The 25,002-nt window shown below is 41.2% G+C and carries 23 protein-coding genes, 1 other RNA gene and 1 riboswitch; of the genes, 21 read left to right on the top strand and 3 right to left on the bottom strand.

Annotation, left to right across the window (positions count from 1 at the left end; all coding sequences use genetic code 11):
- The first annotated feature begins 37 nt into the window (after positions 1-37).
- Complete coding sequence (locus NSQ25_RS10145; protein WP_224426683.1) at positions 38-418, top strand: YppE family protein; 381 nt, start codon at positions 38-40, stop codon at positions 416-418.
- A 108-nt stretch (positions 419-526) separates the two neighbouring features.
- Positions 527-988 (top strand): YppG family protein, encoded by a 462-nt coding sequence (locus NSQ25_RS10140; RefSeq protein ID WP_034280480.1) that lies wholly within the window; start codon positions 527-529, stop codon positions 986-988.
- Positions 989-1,008: 20 nt separating this feature from the next.
- Here the strand turns inward: NSQ25_RS10140 and NSQ25_RS10135 are convergent, their stop codons facing one another.
- Positions 1,009-1,428 (bottom strand): Hsp20/alpha crystallin family protein, encoded by a 420-nt coding sequence (locus NSQ25_RS10135; protein ID WP_034280483.1) that lies wholly within the window; start codon positions 1,426-1,428, stop codon positions 1,009-1,011.
- A 169-nt stretch (positions 1,429-1,597) separates the two neighbouring features.
- On the opposite strand from NSQ25_RS10135, the gene NSQ25_RS10130 reads away from it, so the two are divergent.
- Positions 1,598-2,104 (top strand): PTS glucose transporter subunit IIA, encoded by a 507-nt coding sequence (locus tag NSQ25_RS10130; RefSeq protein ID WP_034280784.1) that lies wholly within the window; start codon positions 1,598-1,600, stop codon positions 2,102-2,104.
- A 57-nt stretch (positions 2,105-2,161) separates the two neighbouring features.
- Here the strand turns inward: NSQ25_RS10130 and NSQ25_RS10125 are convergent, their stop codons facing one another.
- A complete protein-coding gene (locus NSQ25_RS10125; RefSeq protein ID WP_229137046.1) occupies positions 2,162-3,280 on the bottom strand; it encodes an NADH-dependent flavin oxidoreductase in 1,119 nt (372 codons plus the stop codon).
- 159 nt (positions 3,281-3,439) lie between these two features.
- Between NSQ25_RS10125 and NSQ25_RS10120 the strand changes: the two genes are divergently transcribed.
- The 12 genes from NSQ25_RS10120 (at position 3,440) to pbuX (ending at position 16,399) form a co-directional block, all read left to right on the top strand.
- A complete protein-coding gene (locus NSQ25_RS10120) occupies positions 3,440-5,686 on the top strand; it encodes a DEAD/DEAH box helicase (protein WP_326136267.1) in 2,247 nt (748 codons plus the stop codon).
- A gap of 24 nt (positions 5,687-5,710) precedes the next feature.
- A complete protein-coding gene (locus NSQ25_RS10115; RefSeq protein WP_326136268.1) occupies positions 5,711-6,958 on the top strand; it encodes a ribonuclease H-like domain-containing protein in 1,248 nt (415 codons plus the stop codon).
- A 316-nt stretch (positions 6,959-7,274) separates the two neighbouring features.
- On the top strand, positions 7,275-7,514 hold the full coding sequence (locus NSQ25_RS10110) for a CotD family spore coat protein (protein WP_073206049.1): 240 nt from the start codon (positions 7,275-7,277) through the stop codon (positions 7,512-7,514).
- 48 nt (positions 7,515-7,562) lie between these two features.
- Complete coding sequence (locus tag NSQ25_RS10105) at positions 7,563-8,105, top strand: DUF1273 domain-containing protein (protein ID WP_029706022.1); 543 nt, start codon at positions 7,563-7,565, stop codon at positions 8,103-8,105.
- Between the two features lie 75 nt (positions 8,106-8,180).
- Positions 8,181-8,486, top strand: a complete 306-nt coding sequence (gene gpsB, locus NSQ25_RS10100) for a cell division regulator GpsB (RefSeq protein ID WP_012010336.1) — start codon at positions 8,181-8,183, stop codon at positions 8,484-8,486.
- A gap of 61 nt (positions 8,487-8,547) precedes the next feature.
- An RNA gene (rnpB, locus tag NSQ25_RS10095) (RNase P RNA component class B) lies at positions 8,548-8,934 on the top strand.
- Positions 8,935-9,042: 108 nt separating this feature from the next.
- Positions 9,043-10,197 (top strand): class I SAM-dependent RNA methyltransferase, encoded by a 1,155-nt coding sequence (locus NSQ25_RS10090; protein ID WP_024428118.1) that lies wholly within the window; start codon positions 9,043-9,045, stop codon positions 10,195-10,197.
- Between the two features lie 105 nt (positions 10,198-10,302).
- Positions 10,303-10,500, top strand: a complete 198-nt coding sequence (locus tag NSQ25_RS10085) for a hypothetical protein (protein WP_024428119.1) — start codon at positions 10,303-10,305, stop codon at positions 10,498-10,500.
- A gap of 75 nt (positions 10,501-10,575) precedes the next feature.
- Positions 10,576-12,513, top strand: a complete 1,938-nt coding sequence (locus tag NSQ25_RS10080) for an ATP-dependent DNA helicase (RefSeq protein ID WP_034280490.1) — start codon at positions 10,576-10,578, stop codon at positions 12,511-12,513.
- Between the two features lie 125 nt (positions 12,514-12,638).
- Complete coding sequence (locus NSQ25_RS10075; protein WP_305933693.1) at positions 12,639-14,144, top strand: carboxypeptidase M32; 1,506 nt, start codon at positions 12,639-12,641, stop codon at positions 14,142-14,144.
- A gap of 136 nt (positions 14,145-14,280) precedes the next feature.
- Positions 14,281-14,380, top strand: a riboswitch (purine riboswitch).
- Between the two features lie 118 nt (positions 14,381-14,498).
- The gene (gene xpt / locus NSQ25_RS10070) at positions 14,499-15,083 is read left to right on the top strand and encodes a xanthine phosphoribosyltransferase (RefSeq protein WP_024422759.1); all 585 of its coding nucleotides are present in this window, start codon (positions 14,499-14,501) and stop codon (positions 15,081-15,083) included.
- Positions 15,080-16,399, top strand: a complete 1,320-nt coding sequence (gene pbuX, locus NSQ25_RS10065; RefSeq protein ID WP_034280495.1) for a xanthine permease PbuX — start codon at positions 15,080-15,082, stop codon at positions 16,397-16,399. The genes xpt and pbuX overlap by 4 nt, the downstream gene beginning before the upstream one ends.
- Positions 16,400-16,592: 193 nt before the next feature.
- On the opposite strand, the gene NSQ25_RS10060 is transcribed toward pbuX, so the two are convergent.
- Positions 16,593-17,447, bottom strand: a complete 855-nt coding sequence (locus NSQ25_RS10060; protein WP_081124520.1) for a polysaccharide deacetylase family protein — start codon at positions 17,445-17,447, stop codon at positions 16,593-16,595.
- 573 nt (positions 17,448-18,020) lie between these two features.
- On the opposite strand from NSQ25_RS10060, the gene NSQ25_RS10055 reads away from it, so the two are divergent.
- The 6 genes from NSQ25_RS10055 to NSQ25_RS10030 all read left to right on the top strand — a co-directional run bounded on the left by NSQ25_RS10055 (position 18,021) and on the right by NSQ25_RS10030 (position 24,998).
- The gene (locus NSQ25_RS10055) at positions 18,021-19,121 is read left to right on the top strand and encodes a 3-oxoacyl-[acyl-carrier-protein] synthase III C-terminal domain-containing protein (protein WP_034280500.1); all 1,101 of its coding nucleotides are present in this window, start codon (positions 18,021-18,023) and stop codon (positions 19,119-19,121) included.
- Complete coding sequence (locus tag NSQ25_RS10050) at positions 19,118-19,627, top strand: isoprenylcysteine carboxylmethyltransferase family protein (RefSeq protein ID WP_065214709.1); 510 nt, start codon at positions 19,118-19,120, stop codon at positions 19,625-19,627. The genes NSQ25_RS10055 and NSQ25_RS10050 overlap by 4 nt, the downstream gene beginning before the upstream one ends.
- A gap of 64 nt (positions 19,628-19,691) precedes the next feature.
- Positions 19,692-19,799 (top strand): Fur-regulated basic protein FbpC, encoded by a 108-nt coding sequence (gene fbpC / locus NSQ25_RS10045; protein ID WP_306299200.1) that lies wholly within the window; start codon positions 19,692-19,694, stop codon positions 19,797-19,799.
- A 132-nt stretch (positions 19,800-19,931) separates the two neighbouring features.
- Positions 19,932-23,528, top strand: a complete 3,597-nt coding sequence (locus NSQ25_RS10040; protein WP_214755546.1) for a dynamin family protein — start codon at positions 19,932-19,934, stop codon at positions 23,526-23,528.
- 41 nt (positions 23,529-23,569) lie between these two features.
- The gene (locus NSQ25_RS10035) at positions 23,570-23,833 is read left to right on the top strand and encodes a YpbS family protein (protein ID WP_024422753.1); all 264 of its coding nucleotides are present in this window, start codon (positions 23,570-23,572) and stop codon (positions 23,831-23,833) included.
- Between the two features lie 277 nt (positions 23,834-24,110).
- Entirely contained in the window at positions 24,111-24,998 is an 888-nt protein-coding gene (locus NSQ25_RS10030; protein WP_024428128.1) for a 5'-3' exonuclease, read from the top strand.
- Positions 24,999-25,002: the final 4 nt, after the last annotated feature.

Here is a 25,002-nt window from a genome sequence, read left to right as displayed (position 1 = left end):
AGCAATAGGTAAACGTTTGATAGGATGGTTCATAGAGGTGAACACTTTGGATAATCAAACATTACTTGAACATACACAAAACTTGAGAATATGGATCGAAGAAGCGTATGAGCAGTACCAAAAGGGAAAGGCTGAAGAGGAGTACCCATCGTATGATTTTTATACGGATATTCAGCCGGCCGTTGTTACATTTGATCAGAAAATGGAGGAGTGGCTCACCGCTGCCATCTCGTTTATTGAGCAGGCCAAACCTAGATATTTACACCAAGAACAGCTTGAAGCCGTAAAAGAAAATGGAAAAGAGGTTGTCCTGCAATCTTATTTTGGTAAACAGCACGCACCCCGTGTAAAAAATTTAGTTGAGTCAGTGGTTTACACTCTGAACCTTTTAATAGAAGAAATCAAAAAGCGCAGCTAAAGACATGATGCTGCGTTTTTCTTATGGCTTCTTTAGGCACATCTTCTGCTCTTGGTCATAATATATGAGTGTCATCAATATGTGTTGAGAGCGAGAGGAGCGAGATAGATGTTCCCTTATTCAAACCAGCAGCCTTATGAATTCAATCAATTCAAGCAAAGGCCTTTTCCGTATCCAGAGATGCAGCAGCAGCCTCCGCAGCCTCCAGACTATTTCATGCCGCCGTATCAAGGTGGAGGGGGAATGAATCAGGCACCATCTACTGTTTATCAGCCGCCTTATGGATACCAAGAAAACGTGCCGCCTTTACAGCCGCCAGAAGCGATGAATCCACCCCAAATGCAGCAGCCTCCAGGCATGATGCCCATGCAGCCGCCTATGAACCCTTATCCATTGCCAAGGCCGCAAAAACAGCAGCCATCTCAATTTAAAAGTGTGCTGTCACAATTCAAAAAGACGAATGGGCAATACGATTTTAACAAAATGTTTGATACAGCTGGCCAAATGATGAGTACAATGAATCAAGTAGGCTCATTGGCGAAAGGATTTACAAGCATTTTTAAAGCATAGCTAAAACCCAATAGATTGATCTATTGGGTTGTTTGCTTTGGCGCAGACACATGAAGCGATTGATCTTTCCACACACTCTTCATTTTCGTTTCATCTATTTTTGCCGGCATTAAAATGGTTTTGGTAAAGCTTGAATACGAAGAAGTCGTATCTGTTTTGATTTTTTCCTGTACTGATAAGTGTAAATATTGGGCTTTTACTTCTAGCGCAATGTCTCCTTCGACAAAATGGTCTGGAAATTGAATCTCGATATACACATTCTGTTCATCCTCTGTCACACCGGTCGTAATGGATGCAAGTGAATGCGATGTGGTCATGAGTGCCTCTGCACTATTTAATATCTCGTGAAACGGGGAGGATGCAAAAAATTGCTCAATCGCTTCATATAGCATATCTTCATTTGCCAGCATTTCATGTTTTTTTTCGCCTTCATGTTTCATCTGAATCACCTCTCATTTACAGCCTATGCAGAGGGGGCTCAGGCGGTTATCAATTGATGAGAGGAAAAAATTATGATTAAATAGTGTTGAATGAAGCAAGGTGTATGGGCGTAAAGTTTCATACACGAAATAGATTTAGGAAGCAAAGCTTGAAGGGAGCAAATTGACATTGCTGAAAAAATTATTCGGTTTCGGAAAAAACCAAGATGATGTAAAGGAAGAAGTCATTTATTCTCCAGTTGATGGAGAGTTAATGGATATGACTGATGTACCAGATCCCGTCTTTTCTCAAAAGATGATGGGAGACGGCGTAGCAGTAAAACCAAAAAGTGGGACGATTGTGTCACCAGTAGAGGGTGAAATCATTCAGCTCTTCCATACAAAACATGCAATTGGCATTCGAACACTCTCGGGGCTTGAGCTTCTGATTCATATCGGACTTGAAACAGTTGGGTTAAATGGTGAAGGATTTGAAGCCCACATGAAAGAAGGGGATAAAGTGAAAATCGGTGATCCTCTTATTACATGTGATTTAGAACTGATTGAAGAGAAAGCATCAAGTACAGTGACACCGATTGTGATTATGAATGGTGACCTTATCGAACGACTTGATAAAGAACCAAAAGGCTCTGTAGAAAAGCAGATGTCCAAGCTCTTTACAGTGAAAATGAAATAATCCATGAATAGAAAAAACTACCCACTGATAGGGTAGTTTTTTATTGTGCTGAGGACATTAATCCTCCATCGGAACCCAGCCTTGACTTGCTTCCATGACAGACCACAATCCTTCTGGAATGAGATACTTGTCTTTTTGGCTGCGTTTAATGACGGTTTCAATCTCTTGTTCTCTGCCTTCTTTAATCTTCTTAGCCCAATCTGGGTCGACGATCAGCTCTCGTGCGACAGCGATGAGAGGAATCCCTTGATTGTAAGCATGGAGTGCATCTTCAGCTGTAATGACACTGCCTACTCCAATAAGCGGAAGAGCATCGCCGCAGCGTTCTTTTAGCAGTTCCATACGAGTTTTATTAGAATCTGCGCCTCGTCTTGCTTTAGAGCCAATCTCCATTAGAGAGATATGCAAATAATCGAGGCTTTTTGTTTTGAGAACATCCACTAATGTAAACGTCTCTGTCATTGTTAAACCAGGTGTTTCTGGTTCTTCAGGAGATAACCGGTATCCAAAGATAAACGGTTTAGCCGCATGTTCTTTGATGGCCTCTTTAACTGCATCTACAACAGCAATAGGGAAAGCTAGACGTTTTTCTTCATTTCCTCCCCATTGATCTGTACGCTGATTGCTATGCGGTGAGTAAAATTGTTGTAATAAATAACCGTTTGCTCCGTGAATTTCCACGCCGTCAAACCCTGCTTGCACCGCTCGTCTCGCCGCTTCTTTAAAGGAGTCGATAATATGCGTAATTTCCTCTTCTTTTAAAGCGCGTGCAATTTGTTTTCCATCTTTAAACACATCACTTGGCGCAACCACATCACCGTTTGGAACTAAATGAGGGAGAGCCTGAGAGCCGCCGTGATGAATTTGAATAATGGCTTTTGTTCCTTTCGCCTGGATTGCTGCAGCCAATTTTTTCAGGCCTGGTATATCTTCATCTCTTGCGATAGAAGGCTGTCCTTCAAATGCCTTCCCATCTGGAGTCACATTCGCACATGCTGTAATCACCATGCCCATTTCACTTGATCTAGCTGTAATGAAGTCAATTTCGTCTTTTGAAATGGTGCCGTCATCATGAGAACCGAAGTGTGTCATTGGAGCAACGACTAACCGGCCATCAATAGAAGCGCCTCCTGGAAACGTAAATGGTTCAAACAAAGGCTTAAATTCGTTTTTCAATCTGATCATCTTCTTCCTTGATAAAATCATTTCACTTTAGAAGTGTAATAGATATTGTTACAACAGTTCAAAGTATTTGCTCATAAGTCCGCATCAAAAAATTGCCGCCTAGTCATGCAAACAAATATTCGGTACACTAGAATGAGAGGTGGACGCAATATGAAAAAGAAAACAATGAACGAACTGATAGAAGAATTAAAGAAAGACGAACAGGTAGAGCATTGGCATGAAATTGAAGCAAAGCCTGCACAGACCTCTCCCGTTCCTGAAAGAGTGGACGACAGGCTAAAAAAGGCGCTTGAAAAACGAGGCGTGAAAGAGCTGTATATTCATCAAAAGGAAGCCTTTGAACGTGTAATGGATGGTGAGCATGTAGTGACTGTTACACCAACAGCTTCAGGTAAAACGCTTTGCTACAATCTGCCTGTTCTTCAGTCGATCGCAGAAGACCAGACAAACCGCTCTCTTTATTTATTCCCAACAAAAGCGCTCGCACAGGATCAAAAGAGTGAACTTAACGAGATCATCCACGAGATGGATGTTCCGATTCATAGTGAAACATATGACGGGGACACCTCCCCGGCCATTCGGCAGCGAGTCAGACAAGCAGGGCATATTGTCATCACAAACCCAGATATGCTGCATTCAGCTATTTTGCCTCATCACACGAAATGGGTCAGCTTGTTTGAGAATTTGAAGTATATTGTCATTGATGAACTTCATACATATCGGGGTGTGTTTGGCAGTCATGTGGCCAATGTGATTCGAAGATTAAAGCGAATTTGTGCATTTTATGGAAGTGATCCGATTTTCATTTGTACTTCCGCAACGATTGCGAATCCAAAAGAGCTGGCGCAGCAGCTCACAGGGAACAAAGTGCATCTTATTGAACGAAACGGAGCGCCCAGCGGTAAAAAGAATTTTGTGTTTTATAACCCGCCAGTGGTGAATAAACCATTAAATATTAGACAAAGCGCTGCCACTGTCGTCAACCAATTGGCTAAAACATTTTTAAAAGAAAAAATTCAAACGATCGTTTTTGCTAGAAGCAGGGTACGAGTAGAAGTGATTTTAAGTCATATTCAAGAGCTTGTGAAAAAAGAAATCGGTCCAAAATCGATTCGTGGGTATCGCGGAGGCTATTTGCCAAAAGAGCGCCGCGTGATTGAAAAGGGGTTAAGAGAAGGAGACATTCTAGGTGTCGTCAGCACGAACGCACTAGAATTAGGGGTAGATATAGGTCAGCTAAAGGTATGCATTATGACGGGGTATCCTGGCAGTGTAGCGAGTACATGGCAGCAGGCTGGACGTGCTGGAAGGCGTCATGAGGAGGCGCTCATTATCATGGTAGCAAGCTCCTCACCCCTTGATCAATATATTGTCAGACACCCTGAATATTTCTTTAATAGACCGCCTGAAGCAGCCAGAATCAATCCTGAAAATCTCATTATTTTAGTGGATCATCTAAAATGTGCTTCCTACGAGCTGCCATTTCGGACGGATGAACAGTTTGGCGGCATGGAAGTAGAAGACATTTTGCAATACTTACATGAGGAAGGGGTTCTTCATTTTAGCGGGAACCGGTATTATTGGTCAGATCAATCGTTCCCAGCGCATGGCATCAGCCTGCGGTCTGCAAGCCAGGAAAATGTGGTGATTGTGGATCAATCAGATGTAGCGAATGTCCGAATTATTGGAGAGATGGATCGATTCAGTGCAATGACATTGCTTCATGATGAGGCAATTTATTTACATGAAGGGGTTCAGTATCAAGTAGAAAAGCTAGATTACGAGCATTTGAAGGCTTATGTGAAACAAGTGGATGTAGAATACTATACAGATGCTAATTTAGCTGTTCAGCTCAAGGTGCTGGAAATCGATCAGACAACAGAGAAAGAAGCGGTATCTGTTCACTACGGTGATGTGACTGTCAACGCAATGCCAACAATTTTCAAAAAAATCCGGCTCAGTACCGGTGAAAATATCGGCTCTGGTCCAATTCACCTACCTGAAGAAGAAATTCATACGAGTGCGGCTTGGTTTGAATTACACGAGGCAGAGCGGAGATTTGAAGAGAAGACACTTGAACAGCTCCTGCTTGGCATCGCAAATGTTCTTCAGCACATTGTACCTGCTTTTGTGATGTGTGACCGATCAGATATTCATGTTGTTTCACAAATTAAAGCGGCACATACCGGTAAACCGACAGTCTTTTTATATGACCACTACCCTGGCGGAATCGGCTTAAGCAAAGAAGTCCAAGCTCGTTTCGATGAAATAGCAGGTGCAGCCATTCAGCTGATAGAGCGGTGCCGCTGTGAGAACGGCTGTCCATCCTGCATTGGCATGGAAATGAAAGAGGTGAGCGGAAAAAGCAGCATTGTTGAATTGATGTCTGCATTTTAAGAGGAAGGAGGAAGATACCTACTCATGTCTTTAAAAGGGAAATTAAATCGAATGAAGAAGCACCTATCGCACAACCAGCCAAACGAAAAACGTCAAAAAACAGTGGAAGGGCAGCCTCAGCCTGTGATGGCCGAAAACATTCCATTTTTAAAGGAATGGGAGCAATTGGGTGCAGCTCCTTATCACTTTGAGAATTCCTTTTGTCTCATTCGAGAAGTCACCTATTCATTAGATGATAAGCATGGACTCTACTCGTTTGCGGAACTGCCAAAGATCATCGAGGCATGGAACAAAAGCAGCATCCAGCATTCTCTATCGGCTAAAGGTTACAAGCCGCATGAACTGTTTTTCTTTGATACAGAAACAACTGGATTATCTGGCGGAACGGGAAATATGATTTTCTTGCTAGGACATGCGCGGGTATTTGCTGACAAAGTAGTGGTGAAACAGCACCTGCTCACAAATCCGGGAAATGAAGCGGCTCTTTATAAAAGCTTTCTCGATGAAGTGAACGTAGAATCACTCGTTACATATAATGGAAAATCATTCGATTGGCCGCAAGTGAAAACGAGACATACTTTTTTGCGAGATCAAATCCCTGCGCTTCCAGAGTTTGGCCACTTTGATCTTCTGCATGGATCAAGACGATTGTGGAAGCATAAATATGAACGAATGGCGCTGTCTGTGGTTGAAAAAGAAGAGCTGCACGTCCACCGGGAGGGAGACACACCGGGTTTTTTGGCACCGATGATCTATTTTCACTTTTTAAAGGAACAAAAACCGAAGCTCATCGAAGGGATTTTGACTCATAATGAATTAGACGTCCTATCGTTAATCAGCCTTTACATCCATCTATCCAAAAAAATTCTATCTATGGATGCGGTAAAAGAGCACGATGAGAAATACGCGCTGGCTAGGTGGCATCTTGCGCATCGTGATGTACAGGAAGCTACGAAGCATTTGCGGGAATTAACAGGTGCTGATTTTGAACATGCCAATCAGGCGGCTTTTGATCTCTCCTTACAATATAAACGGCTAAACGAGTGGGATGAAGCAGTTCGAATTTGGGAAACATTATTTGAATCAAGTGATGTCCATTTGGCATTAAAAGCAGGTATAGAGCTTGCGAAGTGTAAAGAGCATCGCCAAAAAGATGCAAGGTCAGCTCTTTCCATCACGGAATCTTTATTATCTTTCTCATCGTTAAGCGAGCGAGACACAAAAGAGCTTGAGAAGCGAAAAAAACGGCTATTGAGAAAAGCTGGGCAATGAAATATTATTACCCGGGAAAGCGCAAAAAATGACAACGTTCGGCTCTCGGCCGAAAATAAAAATTGTTTAGCACTTTTATTGTAGAAAGTCCGCGAATCCTGTAAAATAACGTTAGATATTGAAAGAGGAGCGTATAGCATGTATAAGGGTCTTTTCTACTTGTTTTTTCTTGTGGTCATTTTGGTCGCTTTTGTGTTTTCAAACTATAAAGATATTTTTCTTGCCAACTTTTAAAATAGGTTAATGCATTAGTACATGTACACCTCTTAATTCATACATTGTTAATGTAAGAAAATAAAGGAGAGGGGAATGCTACATGTACCATCATCACCATCATTGCCATCCGAATGTTACACAGCCAATTGTTCATCCGACGAATCATTGCTGTACACACAGCGAGTCAACAACAATTGTGCCGCATATCCACCCGCAGCATGTGACAAATGTTCACCACCATAATTTCAAACATGTTCACTACTTCCCGCATACGTTTTCTCAGGTGGACCCGACAACACATCAACACTTTAACTGCGGTGGACCTTGCTGTAACAGATAAAGTGAATGGGACTTTTATAAGTCCCATTTTTTAAAAGCAGGTGAAAAAATGAAAATTATTGCTGTCACAGGGTACAAGCCCTTTGAGCTTGGGATATTCAAACAAGACGAGCCTGCACTTCAATACATAAAAGCGGAGCTTCAAAAAAGGCTGACAGCCCTTATCGAAGAAGGTCTGGAATGGGTGCTCATATCAGGCCAGCTTGGGGCAGAAATTTGGACAGCCGAAGTGGTGTTTGAGCTTCAGGAGGAATATCCAGCGTTAAAACTTGCAGTCATTACGCCATTTTATGAACAGGAAGAGCGCTGGAATGAACAAAACAAAGAGTTGTATGAAGGAATTCTTGCACAGGCCGATTTTGTAGAAAGTGTCACGCATAGACCGTACGAAAGTCCGGCACAATTTAAACAAAAGAACCGCTTTTTTATTGAAAAAACAGATGGTCTTCTCGTCTTATATGATCCCGAGCATGAGGGATCGCCGAAGTATATGATCAGGGAGGCGGAAGCTTATACCGATTACCCCATTATGTACATCACGATGGATGATCTAAGAGCGCAGGTTGAGGCAGAAGATCCGTTTTTTGATTAAAAGCAAGAGAAAATTTGACAACGTCACGTATTTCTGAAAAAATATACTATGAATTCACGATATGAGGTGAAAAAGATGCTTGCTGATAAAGTAAAGCTTTCTGCGAAAGAAATTTTAGAAAAAGAATTTAAAACAGGTGTCAGAGGGTACAAACAAGAAGAAGTCGATAAATTTTTAGATATGGTCATTAAAGACTATGAGACATTCAACCAAGAAATCGAAAAACTTCAACAAGAAAACCTCCACTTGTCAAAACAGCTTGAAGAAGCTGTTGAACAAGGGAAAAGACAGCCTGCACAGTCTAATACAACAAACTTTGATATTTTAAAAAGACTATCGAACCTTGAGAAACACGTATTCGGCAGCAAACTTTATGATTGAGTCTTGCTGAAAAAAGCTTGTGTCAGATGTCATTGTCGTTTATAATAACGCTTATTGATTAACGTTCGGGTAATCGCTGTAATGCTATTTAGGGCATTGCAGAGGAAAGTCCATGCTCGCACGGTGCTGAGATGCCCGTAGTGTTCGTGCCTGGCGAAAAAATAAGCCAGGGCAGCCTGGGAAAGGCTGACGGCAGGAAAAATGCCTACGTCCTTTTTAGGATATGGCAAAGTATCCTTGAAAGTGCCACAGTGACGAAGTCTCACTAGAAATGGTGAGAGTGGAACGCGGTAAACCCCTCGAGCGAGAAACCCAAACTTGGTAGGGGAACTTTCTCAAAGGAACCAAACGGAGAGAAGGACAGAGAATTCTGTAGATAGATGATTACCACCTGAGTACGAGGCATTTGCCGTTTGCAGTACGATGGAACAAAACATGGCTTACAGAACGTTATATCCGTTATCATAAACATGATGAAACAAAGCTCTCCTATTTCAACATATGGAGAGCTTTTATCTTGAATACATAAAAGGACGAGAAAACAGGTGATAAATCAATGAAAACCTATACACTCATCGCAACAGCTCCAATGGGAATTGAAGCAATTGTTGCAAAAGAAGTAAGAGACCTTGGCTATGAGTGCACAGTCGACAACGGAAAAGTGATTTTCAAGGGGGATGCTCTTGCGATTTGCCGTGCAAACCTTTGGCTGCGTACAGCAGACCGGATCAAGGTACAAGTTGCTGAATTTTCGGCAAAAACATTTGATGAGCTTTTTGAACAAACGAAAGCGATTGACTGGGCCGCTTTTTTACCAAAAAACAGTACGTTTCCTGTCATCGGGAAATCTGTGAAATCTCAGCTTGCCAGTGTGCCTGACTGCCAGCGCATCGTCAAAAAAGCCATCGCTCAAAAGCTTAAATCCTCCTACAACATTCAGTCTGAATGGCTTGAAGAGACGGGACCTGAATATAAAATCGAGATCGCTCTTTTAAAAGATAAAGCGGTTCTTACGCTTGATACATCTGGTGTAGGTCTTCATAAACGCGGATACCGCATGGATCAAGGCGGAGCACCTATTAAAGAAACGCTTGCTGCTGCGCTCGTCTTATTAACGAACTGGACACCTGACCGTCCGTTTGTTGATCCTTTCTGCGGATCAGGAACAATCGCCATAGAAGCGGCGATGATAGGACAAAACATTGCTCCAGGATTTAACCGAGATTTTGCGTCTGAATCATGGGAATGGATCGGTGAAGACGTATGGAACAAAGCGCGTGTGGAAGTCGAAGAAAAAGCAAACTATGATCAGCCGCTCCGCATTATTGCAAGTGACATCGACCATCGTATGGTAGACATCGCAAAAATGAATGCAGAAGAAGCAGGACTGAGTGAACTGATTGAGTTCAAACAAATGCAAGTAAAAGACTTTCAAACAAAAGAAGAGTACGGTGTGATTGTTGGAAATCCTCCTTATGGTGAACGACTGAGTGATAAACCAGCTGTTGAAAAAATGTATCAAGGAATGGGTGAAGCGTTTAAGAACCTAGATACATGGTCCATTTACATCTTAACGTCACACGAAAAATTCGAAGAGTGCTTCGGAAGAAAAGCGACGAAAAAGAGAAAGCTGTTTAATGGATTTATTAAAACAGACTATTATCAATATTGGGGAAAACGCCCGCCTAGAAAGCAACCAACCGAATCGTAAGAAATGGCCGCACCGAAAAAAGGTGCGGCTTTTTTATGCTGAAAAGGTATAACTCCTCGCGTGGCGGAATAAACTGAACTTGATTTTAAAAAAAGAGGTGTCTTCATGATTCATTATGATCAAATTCAGTTAATCCAAAAAGCACTCAATTCGACTGCTCAAGAAATAGAAGGGCATGAAGGTGGACAATCTGCTCAGCTTACGGCAGCCATCGAAGATTTGGCGCTGGCTCAGGCATACATAGAACGTTCTGAGCATGCATTTTTAATGAAGGAAAGCTATCAACATCGCCTGCGCTCATAAAAAAAGATTGTTTTTCCCCAGCGTAAATGGTACTATTGAATGTCTGAATGATTCAAAAGTTGGGGGTTGAAGCAGGTGACAGCATCTCGTTTGCCTTTTTCATTATCAAAAGAACACAATTTTTACGAAGAACTGGGCAACTGGATTGGTGATGTGTTTTATGACATTTTGCCAGAAAAGGGCTTTGATCTTCGAGATGAACAAATATTTATGGCTTTTCAACTAGAAAGAGCCTTTAAAGAAAAAAGTGTGATGTTTGCCGAAGCTGGGGTAGGCACAGGCAAAACTATCGTCTATCTATTATTTGCCGTCACATATGCAAGGTATACAGGGAAGCCTGCGATTATTGCATGTGCAGACGAAACGTTAATTGAACAGCTCGTTAAACAAGAAGGTGATATCTATAAAATTGCCAATCACCTTGATATTCAAATAGATGCGAGATTAAGTAAATCGCATGATCAATATTTATGCTTAAAGAAGCTGGAGAAAACGATGCAGCGTGAAGATGATGAAAAGTGGCTCGATATTTATGAATCACTGCCTTCATTTGTTCATGAATCACATGGCATGCAAACCTTTTATCCGTATGGCGATCGAAAAGAGTATCCAGAGTTATCAAATGATGAATGGTCACGAATTGGCTATGATTCGTTTCAGGACTGCCTGACGTGCGATATGCGTCATCGCTGTGGTTTGAATTTATCAAGAGATCATTACCGGAAAGCGACAGACCTCATCATCTGTTCACATGATTTTTACATGGAGCATGTGTGGACGAAGGAATCCCGGAAACGTGAGGGCCAGCTTCCGCTGCTTCCTGAGCATAGCTCCGTCGTATTTGATGAGGGACATCTTCTCGAGTTTGCCGCACAAAAAGCGTTAACGTACCGAGTGAAGCAATCAACGCTCGAAACATTTTTGGAACGTCTTTTGCAAAACGACATACGCGAAGAATTTGCAGAGCTTGTTGAAGATGCACTTGCAACAAACGATGAGTTCTTTTATCTCTTAAAAACACATGCCAAAGAAGTCAAAGGCTCGCACCGGCTTGAAATTGGGCGTGTCGATGAGGTGAAGCGTTCTGCAAGTGAATTGTGTGACTTGCTTGAAAAAATCGGAGAAGCGCTCGTGTTTGAATCTGAGATGTATACGATCGATCAATACGAATTATCTGTTGTGGAAGAATACATTGAACAAATGGCGTACTCTTTATCGCTTTATCAAAAAAATGCCATTAGCTGGCTGGAAAAACAGGAATTAGATACAACATTTGTTGTGATGCCAAAGACGGTTGCAGAGGTGCTTGGCGAAAAAGTATTCTCGCAAAAAAGACCATATATTTTCTCTTCCGCTACATTGTCTGAGAATCAATCCTTTGATTATTTAGCTGAAAGTCTTGGGATTAAAGATTACTTATCAATGAGTGTCGCTTCGCCGTATGATTACGATGAACAAATGAAGATTTATTTCCATGGAATTCAGCAGCTCGCTGAGCAAGAGGCAAAAGCACAGCAAGTGATCACTCAGCTGAAAGAAAATGGAGGACGATCTCTGATTCTCTTCCCTTCATTTGATGAACTTCATTTCTTTAGAAAACAACTTGAAGCAGCAAATGAATCACTGCCGTTTGACGTATATTTTGAGGGAGACGAGGAAATCAGCACGATTGTTCAAAAGTTCCAAGCAGATGAAACATCCGTGTTATGCTCTGTTCATCTGTGGGAAGGGCTTGATATTCCAGGTCAATCATTAACGAATGTGATCATCTGGGGACTTCCTTATCCGCCGCATGATCCGGTATTTGAAGCGAAACGGAATGAAGCAAAGGATGCACATGCTGAAGTTGACCTTCCGTATATGCTGCTTCGCTTACGCCAAGGTATCGGAAGACTGATCCGGACAAGCCAAGACGCAGGAAGCATTCATATTTACTTTGATCGTAAAGAAGATACTAAGCTTCAAAGTAAAATTGAATCCGTCCTGCCAGTGAAGCCCATCATCACATCTTAAATAGCTGAAAACTTGCAAATGAGGAGGATACCACGGTGTATCCTCCTTTTTCATTGACAAAAGAACATTCATTGAAGTAGCCTTGAAACGTACATACATATTTTATTGATTGGGGGAACAAACGCATGAGTCTTGAAGCAACTGAGAAAGCGTTTTATCAATTACTAGGGAAAATCGCCCATTATACAGAGGCGCTCCATTTACTTTACTGGGACTCTAGAACACAAGCACCTAAAAAAAGTGCGGATTTTAGAGCTGAAACGATCGGTCAATTATCAACTGATATTTTTAATATGAAGACTTCTGACGAAATGAGAGATCTTCTTCACGCATTAAACAAACATCGAGATGAGCTGTCAAAAGATACACAGAAGGCGCTCGAATTATCACAAAAAGAGTATGATGAAAACAGTAAAATTCCGAAAGAAGAATTTAAAGAATACTCGATTTTACAATCAAAAGCGGAGCATGTTTGGGTAGAAGCAAGGGAGAAATCAGACTTTTCACTCTTTGCACCATACTTAAAACAGCTTATTGACTTTAACAAGCGTTTCATCCAATATTGGGGCGTGAAAAAAACGCCTTATGATGTGCTGCTCAATAACTATGAGCCAGATATGACGGTTGAACAGCTTGATCAAAAGTTTGGTGCACTTCGTGACGCTATTGTTCCTCTTGTGAAAAAAATCGAAGCCTCACCTAATAAGCCGGATACTTCATTTTTATCGAAAAGCTTCCCAATCGATAAACAAAAGGAATTGAGTCTCTTTTTCTTAAAAGAATTAGGATATGACTTTGACGCAGGCCGCCTGGATACAACAATTCATCCATTTGCTGTAACGTTAAGCAGAGGCGATGTACGTGTGACGACCCGTTATGATGAGCATGATTTTCGAATGGCGATCTTTGGAACGATTCATGAATGTGGTCATGCGATCTATGAGCAAAACATTGATGAAGCACTGAGCGGAACACTTTTATGTGATGGGACTTCGATGGGAATCCATGAATCACAGTCTCTTTTCTTTGAGAACTTTATCGGCAGACACGAAGATTTCTGGAAAACGTATTATCAAAAGCTGCAAGAAGCTTCTCCTGAGCAATTTAAAGATGTTTCTTTAGAAGACTTTGTGCATGCAGTGAATGAATCGAAGCCGACTTACATTCGAATTGAAGCCGATGAACTGACGTATCCGCTTCACATTATCATCCGCTATGAAATTGAGAAAGCGATTTTCAATGAAGAAGTAGCAGTTGAAGATCTGCCTGCACTTTGGAATGAAAAATATCAAGCGTATCTTGGCATTACGCCTCCTAATGATGCACTCGGTATCTTGCAGGATGTTCACTGGTCTGATGGAAGCTTTGGATATTTCCCTTCATATGCTCTTGGTTATATGTATGCAGCGCAATTAAAGCAGCAAATGATTAAAGATTTACCAAATTTTGATGAGCTTATTCAAAATGGGTCTTTTGCACCGATAAAAGAATGGCTGACGGAACATGTTCACCAGCATGGAAAACGGAAAAAGCCATCTGAAATCATTCAAGATGCAACAGGCGAAGAATTAAATGTTCAATATTTAATTGACTACTTAACAGATAAATATACAAAACTGTATTTATCATAAAAGAAGGGCACCCTTTCATGAGAGGGGTGCTTTTTTGATGCTTGAATATTCTAAAAACGAACATTTTGTTCTGATCTATTATTTAAGTTCGGTATTTTTCTAGAAAAATGCTTTCCAAGCGTCTGAAATCTTGTTATAATTTGAACACTATAACACTCATATAATCGCGTGATGATGGCACGCAAGTTTCTACCGGACACCGATAAGGTCCGACTATGAGTGAGCAAAATGAAACAGCTCTTGTTTGAGCTGAAGATCCGTTGATCGTTTTCGCATTGCTTGCTCCTCATGGACAGCAATGCTTTTTTTATGCCAAAAATTGAATGTTTGCCAATTATGCTAGGGGGAAGAATGATGGAATTGTTACGTCAAAAAATTGAGAACGAGGGAATCGTTCTGTCAAATCAAGTGTTAAAAGTAGATGCTTTTTTAAATCACCAAATTGATCCTGTGTTAATGCATGAGATCGGGCAAGAGTTTGCTAGATTATTTAAGCACGATGGCATTACAAAAATCATCACAATCGAATCTTCTGGCATCGCACCTGCTGTGATGGCTGGGCTTGCTCTTCAAGTACCTGTTGTGTTTGCAAGAAAACGTCAATCACTCACATTAACGGATAACCTGTTAACAGCCAGTGTGTACTCTTTTACGAAAAAAGTAGAAAGCACGATTGCTGTCTCAAATACGCATCTTAGTGAAAATGATTGTGTGTTAATCATCGATGACTTTTTAGCGAATGGTGAAGCTGCGAAAGGACTTGCTGCAATTGCAAAGCAGGCGAAGGCAAAAGTAGCCGGATTTGGCATTGTCATCGAAAAATCATTCCAGCCTGGAAGAAATGCGCTTGTGCAAATGGGCTACCGCGTTGAGTCCCTCGCACGTATTGAATCACTTGAGGAAGGGAAAGTCACGTTTGTACGGGAGGTACAATCATGAGTACCGCTAAAAAAGTCAAAACGCTCTCACTGGGTATTCAGCATGTGCTGGCGATGTATGCCGGTGCTGTTCTTGTGCCGCTCATTGTTGGAGATGCGCTCGGGCTCACGCCTGCACAGCTGACTTACTTAATCTCGGCGGATATTTTCATGTGCGGGGCTGCCACATTGCTTCAAGTATGGAAAAACCGCTTCTTTGGGATCGGTCTGCCTGTCGTATTAGGCTGTACATTTACTGCGGTTTCTCCTATGATTGCGATTGGCTCTAAGTATGGCATTTCGTCTATCTATGGAAGTATTATCGCTTCTGGGTGTATCGTCATTCTTCTTTCTTTTTTCTTTGGGAAGCTTGTGAAATTTTTCCCGCCTGTTGTCACAGGTTCTGTCGTCACTATTATTGGTATCACCCTCATTCCTGTAGCGATGAATAATATGGCAGGAGGAGAAGGAAGTGCGGATTATGGTTCTTTTGAAAATCTAGGGCTCGCTTTCCTTGTGCTGTTTATCATTGTACTGCTCTATCGGTTCACGAAAGGGTTTATGAAGGCGATCGCCATTTTAATCGGTATTCTTCTTGGGACAGCAGTTGCTGCGTTTATGGGGAAAGTGGAGACAGCTGAGGTGGCAAAAGCCCAGGTTTTCCGCATGATTGAGCCATTTTATTTTGGCATGCCGACCTTTGAATTTGCACCGATCATGACCATGACGTTAGTTGCGATTGTGTCATTAGTCGAATCAACAGGCGTTTATTTCGCACTAGGTGATTTAACAAACCGGTCATTAAAAGAGAAGGATTTGGCTAAAGGCTATCGGGCAGAGGGGATTGCTGTGTTATTAGGCGGAATCTTTAATGCTTTTCCATACACAGCCTACTCGCAAAACGTTGGATTGATCCAGTTAACAGGAGTCAAGAAAAACCAAGTCATTGTTGTAACAGGAGCATTGCTCATGTTATTTGGTCTTTTTCCTAAGATCGCTGCCTTTACGACGATTATTCCAAAGTCAGTCCTTGGCGGTGCAATGGTTGCCATGTTTGGCATGGTCATTGCATACGGTATTAAAATGCTCTCGCGCGTGGACTTTGCAAAGCAGGAGAACTTGCTGATCGTCGCTTGCTCCGTGGGAATCGGCTTAGGAGTTACTGTCGTACCGCAAATGTTTGAGCATCTGCCAGATTCGATTAAATTATTAACAAGTAACGGCATTGTGGCCGGAAGCTTTACCGCTATTTTGCTTCATATTATTTATCACATGATTCCTTTTAAAAAAGAAGCCGGGCATGACCTGGTAGAAGAACCTAAGCAATCTGTTATGTAAACCCCTCTCTTGGAGAGGGGGTTCAGATTATGGACAAAGAGCTAAAATGACCTTTTATTTTAGCTCTTTGTCTTCTTTTTAGCTTGATAAAAAACCTTTGAAGTCCTAGGATCCTAGGAAGGAGCGTGTGAGGGTTTGTCTACAAGCTGAAAGCCCGCATCTTTTGGATACGGGCTTTTTGTGATTAGCACTATTAATGTTGTACCGGCGGCATTGTTTCGTTAATGACTGCAAATGTATAGCCCCTTGCTTTTAGCTGTATAATCAGGCTATCTAAATAGTTTGTGGTAGAGGGTTGATCATGCATTAATATAACTTTTGGTTCCCATGGTTTATTTTTCTCAAACATTTGCAATTGATTCAATACCTCTGGAACATATTGTGCGTTTTTATATCTCCAGTCAAGACTATCAATCGTCCAGTCCCAGTAAATAAAGCCATTTTGGTTTAAACGTACTTTTTGATGATATGTTAAATTTGGAACACTGCCAAAGGGGGTTCTTACAAGACGGCTGTAGACGCCTGTAACAGAGGCAAGAATACGCTGAGCTTCTCTCATTTCATTTGCTGGAGACTCGCTGTTCTGATAAAAGAGGTTTATATCATGCGTCATGCCATGAAGACCTAATTGATGTCCTTCTTGATAAAGTCTTTTCACAGCTGATTGGTGTGCTTGGATTTGCGGTCCAAGCATGAAGAACGTCGCCTTCACGTGATGTGCTTTTAATACATTTAACAGCTGATTTGATGTAGCAGAAGGACCATCATCAAATGTTAAAAAGACTGTTTTATTCGTTGCCTGTTGGTTTGGATTGGTCTTAAAATGTGTATCCAATGTTCTTGTAGACTGATCTTTTGCTTTCAGACTGATGCTTGTGTCACGGAAGTCACTGCTGGCAGCATTTTTTGCTTGCCCATTTGTCGCCTGCAAATGGGGTTTAGACATATCCCAGATAAAAAAGAGAAACAGTGTAAGAAGCACTAAACCAATTACCTTTGAGAGAAGTATCGTGTTGTAGGGTGTCTTTTTTTTGGAAACCTTTTTCATTACAATCACTCCAGTCAATTAAATTTTGAGCCGAACCATGTTGTAGATTCTTTCTTTTTTCACTGTTTTTCCTGGTACTCATATTGATTAAATATATAGTGGAAAAAATCCTTTTTATATAGAAAATTCAAATAAATTGGGAATTTATGGATATTATTTTGTGTTGATCAGCAAAAAAAGGTGATCCATTCATGTTTAAATGAAATCATTCTGAATAATGATCGAAACCTTAATATTTATACGCTAAAATAGCAGCAGATTTGACCATTAATTCGAAGCGAAAGGGAGATTCCGTATGAAAGTGTTGTATAAGTAAAGGGGGGGTGTCTACGTTCTGAACACTTCTCTTTTAGAGGTGTTTTTTTGCATAAAAAAAGCAGGTTCGCTTGGCTTAGAACGAACCTGTGAAGGAGGAAAACTACATCATGTTTTCACCTATATTATCCAATATTTATCAATTGTCGTCAAGACAAAAAGTTAGCCGGAGGAAAATATTTTGACTGAATTGTGACGTTTTGGCATGTATATCCTTTTTTCGATAGGGGATATTAATCGAAAAAAGAGGTGAAGCCGATGGCGTACATTCTTTCTGTTGGAACGAGTCTGCCAAAACATCATGTGGATCAAAAAAAGGCGGCTGATTTTGCTAGATCCCAATTTAAACGATCGTTTAAAGATATCGACCGGCTGCTGAGAGCTTTTCAAAACGGAGAAATCGAGAGCAGACAGTTTGTGCAGCCAATTGAATGGTATCAGACGCACCACTCTTTTGAGGAGAAAAACAATCTCTATTTGGAAAAAGCATTGGCTCATGCAAAAGAAGCGGTCATACACTGTCTTCATGAGAAGGCGTTCCTGAAAAAACCGATTCCGTTTGAAGAGATCGATGCATTGTTTTTTATTTCAAGCACCGGACTTTCGACACCAAGTCTTGATGCAAAACTGATGAATGTTCTTCCTTTTTCGCCTTATACGAAACGAGTGCCGATCTGGGGATTAGGGTGCGGGGGCGGAGCGGCAGGGTTGTCCCGGGCTTACGAATACATAAGGGCATTTCCAGAAGCAAAGGTGCTGGTTGTCGCCTGTGAACTGTGCAGTTTAACTTTCCAGCCGCAAGATCAATCAAAAAGCAATTTAATCGGGACATCTTTGTTCGGAGACGGGACAGCAGCGGTACTCTTAACTGGAGAAAAAGGTGTATCTGAATACGCCGATCTAAAAACAGTTCCTAGAGTGATTGGTACACAATCCGTCACAATGAAAGAGTCTGAGGATGTGATGGGATGGGAATTTACAAGTGACGGCTTTCGGGTTATTTTCTCCCGTGACATTCCTTCCATTATTTCAGGCTGGTTAAAAGAGCAAGTCGATCAATTTTTAGAGCAGCAAGGGTATTCGGCAGAAGACCTATCAGTTTTTCTTGCCCATCCTGGAGGAAAAAAAGTGATTGATGCCTATATTGAAAGTCTATCCTTACAAGAGGATCAACTTTTTTCATCAAAAGAGGTACTTAAACAACACGGGAATATGTCCTCTGCCACAGTTTTGTATGTGATCAAACATTATCTTGAACATCAATCCGCTGAAGCGGGAGATATGGGTCTTTGCGGAGCGCTTGGTCCGGGCTTTTCCTCAGAGCTGCTGCTCATGAAATGGGAGGAGGTCTTATCATGATCATTTGGCTCGTCATTGGTTTCTTCGTTTGTCAGCGGCTTATTGAAATGCTTGTGGCTAAAAGAAATGAAAAGAAAGTAAAAGCGATCGGTGCCATTGAATTTGGTGCAAGTCATTATCCTTATATGGTCGCTATGCATGCGGGCTTTTTTCTCTCACTTATGGTTGAGGTATGGGGGTTAAACAGGCCGCCGTCTCGCTATTTTCTTGTGCTTCTCGTTTTCCTGCTGGCCACACAGTTGATTCGATACTGGGCATTATGTTCTCTTGGGACGTATTGGAATACAAAGATTTTAGTTGTACCAAATGCGATGATGGTGAAAAAAGGACCTTATCGCTGGTTAAAGCATCCTAACTATGTCGTGGTGGCGATTGAGCTTATGCTGATCCCGCTTTTATTTAATGCTTATTTTACCGCCATTTTGTTCACATGTTTAAATGCATGGATGATGGCTGTGAGAATTCAAACAGAAGAGAAAGCGCTCAATCAGTATTTGTTAAATTAATATTGAAAATCATTATCAATTGTGATACACTTTCATTAATGATAAGCATTCTCAATCACGAAGGATGGACGGTGATCACATGACAATGGTTTTCTTACTCGGTACGGTCTGTGTATACAGCCTATTAATTGGCTTCGTATTAAAAGGTGTTTCTAAAAAATCTGCTTCCTGATCGCAGTCAATTGCGACTGATCGGGCAGCAGATTTTTTTATTTCCTTAGATCAGAAGAAAAATCTCTTCATTTTGTGTAAAATGGTATCACATACATAACTGACTTTTCTAAAAACAAAGGGGTTTATCGTCATGAAAGACTTGTCTATTCGAGATTCGCTCGTTCAAACTACAGGTGCTTTATATCAAAGCCTTCTCAAAAGGGATGATCATGAACGCGCAGCCAAACTTGCATCGATTATCAAAAAGGAAGCTGAAGAAGAAGTGTATATCGCATTTACCGGCCACTATTCAGCTGGAAAGTCATCACTTGTGAATCATCTGCTTCATGATCACATCCTGCCAACGAGTCCAATTCCAACAAGTGCAAACTTGGTCGTCGTGAGGAAAGGGGAGAGTGAAGTGAAGCTTCACACCTCAGATGGCCGTTTTGCAAAAATGAGCGGTTCTTATGATAAAGAAGCAGTTCAGCGTTTTTGTAAGGATGGAGAACAGATTGAAATGGTGGAAATTAGCGGGGACTATAGAGGACTGGAAGAAAAGGTGGCAGTGATTGATACGCCCGGAATTGATTCAACGGATCATGCTCACTTTTTATCTGCTGCGTCTATTCTTCATCAAGCAGATGCTCTTTTTTATGTCGTTCATTACAACCATGTTCATTCTGAAGAAAACATTCGTTTCATTCGCTCCATTAAAGAGAAAGTGCCAAATCTTTATTTCATCGTCAATCAAGTCGATCGACATGATGAGCATGAGACAGCATTTGAAGACTACAAAAATCAAGTAGTTGATATGCTTCAAAAAGAAGGCATTGAAGAAGAACATCTATACTTTACATCTGTAACCGATGAGTCGCATCCAAGAAACGAAATGATTCGTTTAATCGAGAAACTGCAAGAATTACAAACATTGCCGAAAGCATCGCTTCGCGCCTATACCGAGCAGAAAATAGAGCATGTTTTAAAAGAACATATTGACTCATTAAAAGAAGAGCTGCAGGAAGAGGATCTGGATTTACAGCTTCAAGAAAAAAGAAAAGAAGTGAAGGAACTTGAAGCGAGAAGCAGCTTCATTGAAAATGGAGCAAAACAGTTAGAAGATGAAGTGTCTTCTGAAGTCGAGAACATTTTAAAAAATGCAAATCTAACCCCATTTAAAATGAGGGAGCTCGCAAGTGATTATATTGAATCGAAAGCACCTGGCTTTAAGGTAGGTCTGCTGTTCGCTAAAAATAAAACCGAGCAGGAAAAAGAAAAGCGGGCGAACGAGTTCTTAGCAGATGTCAAAGCAAGAATGAAAGCAGAAGTAGACTGGCATATTGCTGAGCTGCTCAAAAAAGAAGTCAAGAAACATCAGCTTGGTGAAGAGCTATTAAATCAAGTGATGGCATTTGAAACACCTGTAGAAGAATCACTGCTTGAAAACGTGATCCATCACGGTGCGACATTTTCAAATGAATACGTTTTGCAATATGCAAAAGATGCGGGTGAAGCACTGAAAAGACAGACGAAACAGAAAGCAATACCATTGATTGAACAAATGACCGAGATGCTGAAAACCCAGCTCATGAATGAAGAGGGAAAGCACCAAGAAAAATGGACCCGGGCAGCACAGGAGCTCCAAGCGCTGGAGCAATGCATGGAAAAAAATGATCACATCAGAAAAGATATTGAGCATGTATGGGATATATGGCAAAACGGAACAAATGAGCAGATCGAAGAAGATTGGTTTTATGTGAAAAAACACCGGATGCAGCATGACGAGCTAAATCAGAATCAAACATCAACTCATACCGAAGAAAGCGAAAAAGAAAATCAGCAGCAGACAGAGCTTGATCAAATGCGACAATCACAGCATATCCCGACAGCGCAGTCGATTGACCAGTTTGAGCAGCTTTCTCAAATTTTAATGCCATTAAACGCGCTTGGGTCTCAAAGAAAGTCCTTTGAAAAACGAACAAAGCGGCTGCAAGCGAAGGAATTTACACTCGCCTTATTCGGTGCTTTTAGTTCGGGGAAATCTTCGTTTGCCAATGCCCTTGTTGGGAGAAAGGTGCTGCCATCATCTCCTACACCAACGACGGCCACGATCAATAAGCTGACGCGGCCGACAGAAGACTATCCGCATGAAAGTGTGAAAGTGGTGTTCAAAACCGAGCAGGAAATATTAGAGGAGCTCGATCAAATTCTCGGGTTTTCTATAACAGAAGAAAAGGGAGATACGTTTCAAGCGAAACTCGAGCGGACGCTGAAAAAAAGAGAGCTTGAACAGGATCACCGCATCATTGTTGACCATTTTTTAAACGCTCATGAAAAGTTCCGTGATTCGATTCAAAAACAAACGCCGCTCAATGTCACCCTGCAAGAATTAAAGCCATATGTGGCTGAAGAGGCTGTTTCTTGTGTGGTGAAGGAAGTGACGGTCTATTTAAGTACACCTTTAACAGATAAAGGACTGACGATTGTTGATACACCAGGCGCCAGCAGTATGAATAAACGTCACACAGAGATTGCCTTTCAATATATGAAGGACGCTGATGCCCTTCTTTATTTAACTTACTACCAGCATTCTTTCTCAAAAGCAGACCGGTCATTTTTACGTAAACTCGGGCTTGTAAAAGATTCATTTAGCATGGATAAAATGTTTTTTATTATCAATGCAGCTGACCTCGCAAAGGATCAAACAGAGCTTGAAACCGTCTTTGACTATGTGAAAAATGAGCTCACAAAAGAAGGTATCCGGCATCCAAACCTTCATCACGTATCGAGTAAGGAAGAGATCGAAGGAAAGGGACAGTCGCCTTATAACCAGTATGCACAGCTTAGAACACAGCTCGACTATTTTATTGAGGAAGAATTAACGAAAGATGCGATTGAGCTTCTGTATTTTGAAGCCAGTACATTATGTAGAACAGTTGACAAGCTGCATGAGACGCTGCATCAGTCGGAAGATGAAAAGCAAGCAGAAAAGAAAAAGATAGACTCATCCTATGAAGCGATCGTTGATCATATGAGTCATATTAAACGATCTAAGTTAGTAACAGAAAGTGTGAAAAAGGACTTGCACGAACAGCTTTACCACATTGTTCAGCGCTTGTCACTTTATGCAAATGATCTGTTAAAGACAGCCTTTTATCCTGGAATATCTCAAGGGGACTTCAGACAGGAGTTGAAAAAAGCGCTTGAACAGGCGCTAAAGGATTATGAATTTGAATTTGTACAGGAGATAAAAGCGCTTGATATTCGAATGGAATCGTTTATCACTCAATATTTCAAAGAGGAGTGGGAGAAAGGATTACAGGCTGCGTGTGCAGAAGATCCTTACTTTTCTCTCCGGCTGTCGCCGCCAGATCAGAAAAATGCCGAACTGAAACAGATTGAAGTGGAAGCGGACCTGACGCCGTTTGAGCCGCTCTTAAAGAAGCAAAAATCAGCGAAAGCTTTCTTTGAACAGAACGGGAAGGCAGCGTTTATTGAAGCGATTCGAGATGTCCTTTTCCAATTAACGACGAAATGGGCAGATAAAGAAAAAGAAGAATTACAGAGCAGATACGATATGATGGTGAAGACCTTTACTGAAAGATATGAAACAGAAGCGCTTAAGCAGCTGAGTGAACAAAAACAAACATTTATCATGAGCTTAACGACAGATGCGAAAGAGCAGGCGATGATAGAACAAGTATACAAGCAAACAAATGAATGGAAGAACCAGTTGAAAACCATTTGATTCATGATAGACTATATAAAAAAGAAAGCAGTTGATAAAAAATGACGAGCGTACACGAAGAAATTTCCGCACATTCACAAAAACAGAATGCTCATATCAAATCGTTTCTTGCGCTTGAGCAGAAAAGAGAGCAGGCAATAGAGACTGCTGTTTTGAAGTGTGAGCAAAACGAGCCATTTACAACTGACGAGATCAATGAAATTACTTCGAAGATGAATGAGCTTGCACGAGGCGGAATTGTTCCGCTGCGTAAGCATGTCACGATTGATATGGTCAGGGAGTATGTCGAACGAAAACAGAAGTAAAGAGTAACTTTCTCTTTTTTGGTCATCTTAACAAGTGAACCGAGAAAGGGGAATGATGATGGAAAAAAAACAGCATGCAAAAAAGCAGGATGAGCGTCACCCTAAACAAAAAGAGATGCCGTCCTACGCAGAAGCAGAATCGAAAAAAATGCAATACGGTCAAAAGTAATCCCCAGGTGCCACTTCTTTTCCAAAAGAAGAAGGCGCCTTTTTTATGTCGAATTCTATGTTCTATGATAGAATAGGAGTATTGTTTTGAAAAAGGGAGTTTATAAGAATGAATAAACACGTATTGCTTGTTGATGGCATGGCGCTTCTATTCAGATCGTTTTATGCAACGGCTGTCCATCGAAATTTTATGATAAATGATCACGGTGTCCCGACGAATGGAGTAAATGGCTATTTGAAGCATTTATTAACCGCTGTTCAGACATTTGAGCCAACCCATATTGTTTGCTGCTGGGATATGGGAAGCCAAACATACCGAAATGAATTGTTTCAAGATTATAAAGCAAATCGAGGAGAGGCACCTGTCGAGCTCATTCCGCAATTCGATTTAGCAAAGGAAGCGACAGAAGAACTAGGAATTGTAAACGTTGGTATAAAGGGCTTTGAGGCAGATGATTGTATCGGCACGCTGGCGGCAGTCTATCAGAATGAAGCACGTGTGACTGTCCTAACTGGGGACAGAGATTTGCTGCAAATATTGAATGAACAAGTGACGGTTGCTCTAATGCAAAAAGGAATCGGGAACTATAAACATTATACTAAAGCTTTATTTGAAGAGGAAATGGGCATCTCTCCAAAGGCGCTGATCGATATGAAAGCACTTATGGGGGATTCAAGTGATAATTACCCAGGCGTCAAAGGAATCGGCGAAAAAACAGCATTAAAATTTATTCAAACATATCAAACCATTGACGGATTATTAGAAAATGTTCATGAACTAACGGCTGCCCAGCAAAAGAAAATGCAAGCAGGATTAGAAGATTTGAAGCTTTCCCGTTTATTGGCAGAGATCAAATGTGATGTCCCGCTGAGCTGTCCAATAGATGAGACGAAGGTGAACATCAATCAAGAACGGGCTGCTGCCATGCTGCGATACCATCAAATCAAAGGAATTGAACCGATGGTGAATCGGTTAAGTAAAATAGAGATCAGCTAAGCTG

The sequence above is a fragment of the Bacillus sp. FSL R5-0512 genome (assembly GCF_038593295.1).
GTDB lineage: Bacteria > Bacillota > Bacilli > Bacillales > Bacillaceae > Bacillus > Bacillus safensis.
The sequence above is the reverse complement of the archived record's forward strand: the minus strand, read 5'-3'. Positions and strand labels throughout refer to the sequence as shown.

Coding starts and splice junctions, on each gene's coding strand:
- NSQ25_RS10035 (WP_024422753.1), top strand. CDS start 23,570: ATGACGAGCGTACACGAAGAAATTTCCGCACATTCACAAAAACAGAAT.
- NSQ25_RS10120 (WP_326136267.1), top strand. CDS start 3,440: ATGAAAAAGAAAACAATGAACGAACTGATAGAAGAATTAAAGAAAGAC.
- pbuX (WP_034280495.1), top strand. CDS start 15,080: ATGAGTACCGCTAAAAAAGTCAAAACGCTCTCACTGGGTATTCAGCAT.
- NSQ25_RS10050 (WP_065214709.1), top strand. CDS start 19,118: ATGATCATTTGGCTCGTCATTGGTTTCTTCGTTTGTCAGCGGCTTATT.
- NSQ25_RS10085 (WP_024428119.1), top strand. CDS start 10,303: ATGATTCATTATGATCAAATTCAGTTAATCCAAAAAGCACTCAATTCG.
- NSQ25_RS10110 (WP_073206049.1), top strand. CDS start 7,275: ATGTACCATCATCACCATCATTGCCATCCGAATGTTACACAGCCAATT.
- NSQ25_RS10090 (WP_024428118.1), top strand. CDS start 9,043: ATGAAAACCTATACACTCATCGCAACAGCTCCAATGGGAATTGAAGCA.
- NSQ25_RS10075 (WP_305933693.1), top strand. CDS start 12,639: ATGAGTCTTGAAGCAACTGAGAAAGCGTTTTATCAATTACTAGGGAAA.
- NSQ25_RS10105 (WP_029706022.1), top strand. CDS start 7,563: ATGAAAATTATTGCTGTCACAGGGTACAAGCCCTTTGAGCTTGGGATA.
- NSQ25_RS10140 (WP_034280480.1), top strand. CDS start 527: ATGTTCCCTTATTCAAACCAGCAGCCTTATGAATTCAATCAATTCAAG.
- fbpC (WP_306299200.1), top strand. CDS start 19,692: ATGGACGGTGATCACATGACAATGGTTTTCTTACTCGGTACGGTCTGT.
- NSQ25_RS10060 (WP_081124520.1), bottom strand. CDS start 17,447: ATGAAAAAGGTTTCCAAAAAAAAGACACCCTACAACACGATACTTCTC.
- NSQ25_RS10055 (WP_034280500.1), top strand. CDS start 18,021: ATGGCGTACATTCTTTCTGTTGGAACGAGTCTGCCAAAACATCATGTG.
- NSQ25_RS10030 (WP_024428128.1), top strand. CDS start 24,111: ATGAATAAACACGTATTGCTTGTTGATGGCATGGCGCTTCTATTCAGA.
- NSQ25_RS10135 (WP_034280483.1), bottom strand. CDS start 1,428: ATGAAACATGAAGGCGAAAAAAAACATGAAATGCTGGCAAATGAAGAT.
- xpt (WP_024422759.1), top strand. CDS start 14,499: ATGGAATTGTTACGTCAAAAAATTGAGAACGAGGGAATCGTTCTGTCA.
- NSQ25_RS10040 (WP_214755546.1), top strand. CDS start 19,932: ATGAAAGACTTGTCTATTCGAGATTCGCTCGTTCAAACTACAGGTGCT.
- gpsB (WP_012010336.1), top strand. CDS start 8,181: ATGCTTGCTGATAAAGTAAAGCTTTCTGCGAAAGAAATTTTAGAAAAA.
- NSQ25_RS10115 (WP_326136268.1), top strand. CDS start 5,711: ATGTCTTTAAAAGGGAAATTAAATCGAATGAAGAAGCACCTATCGCAC.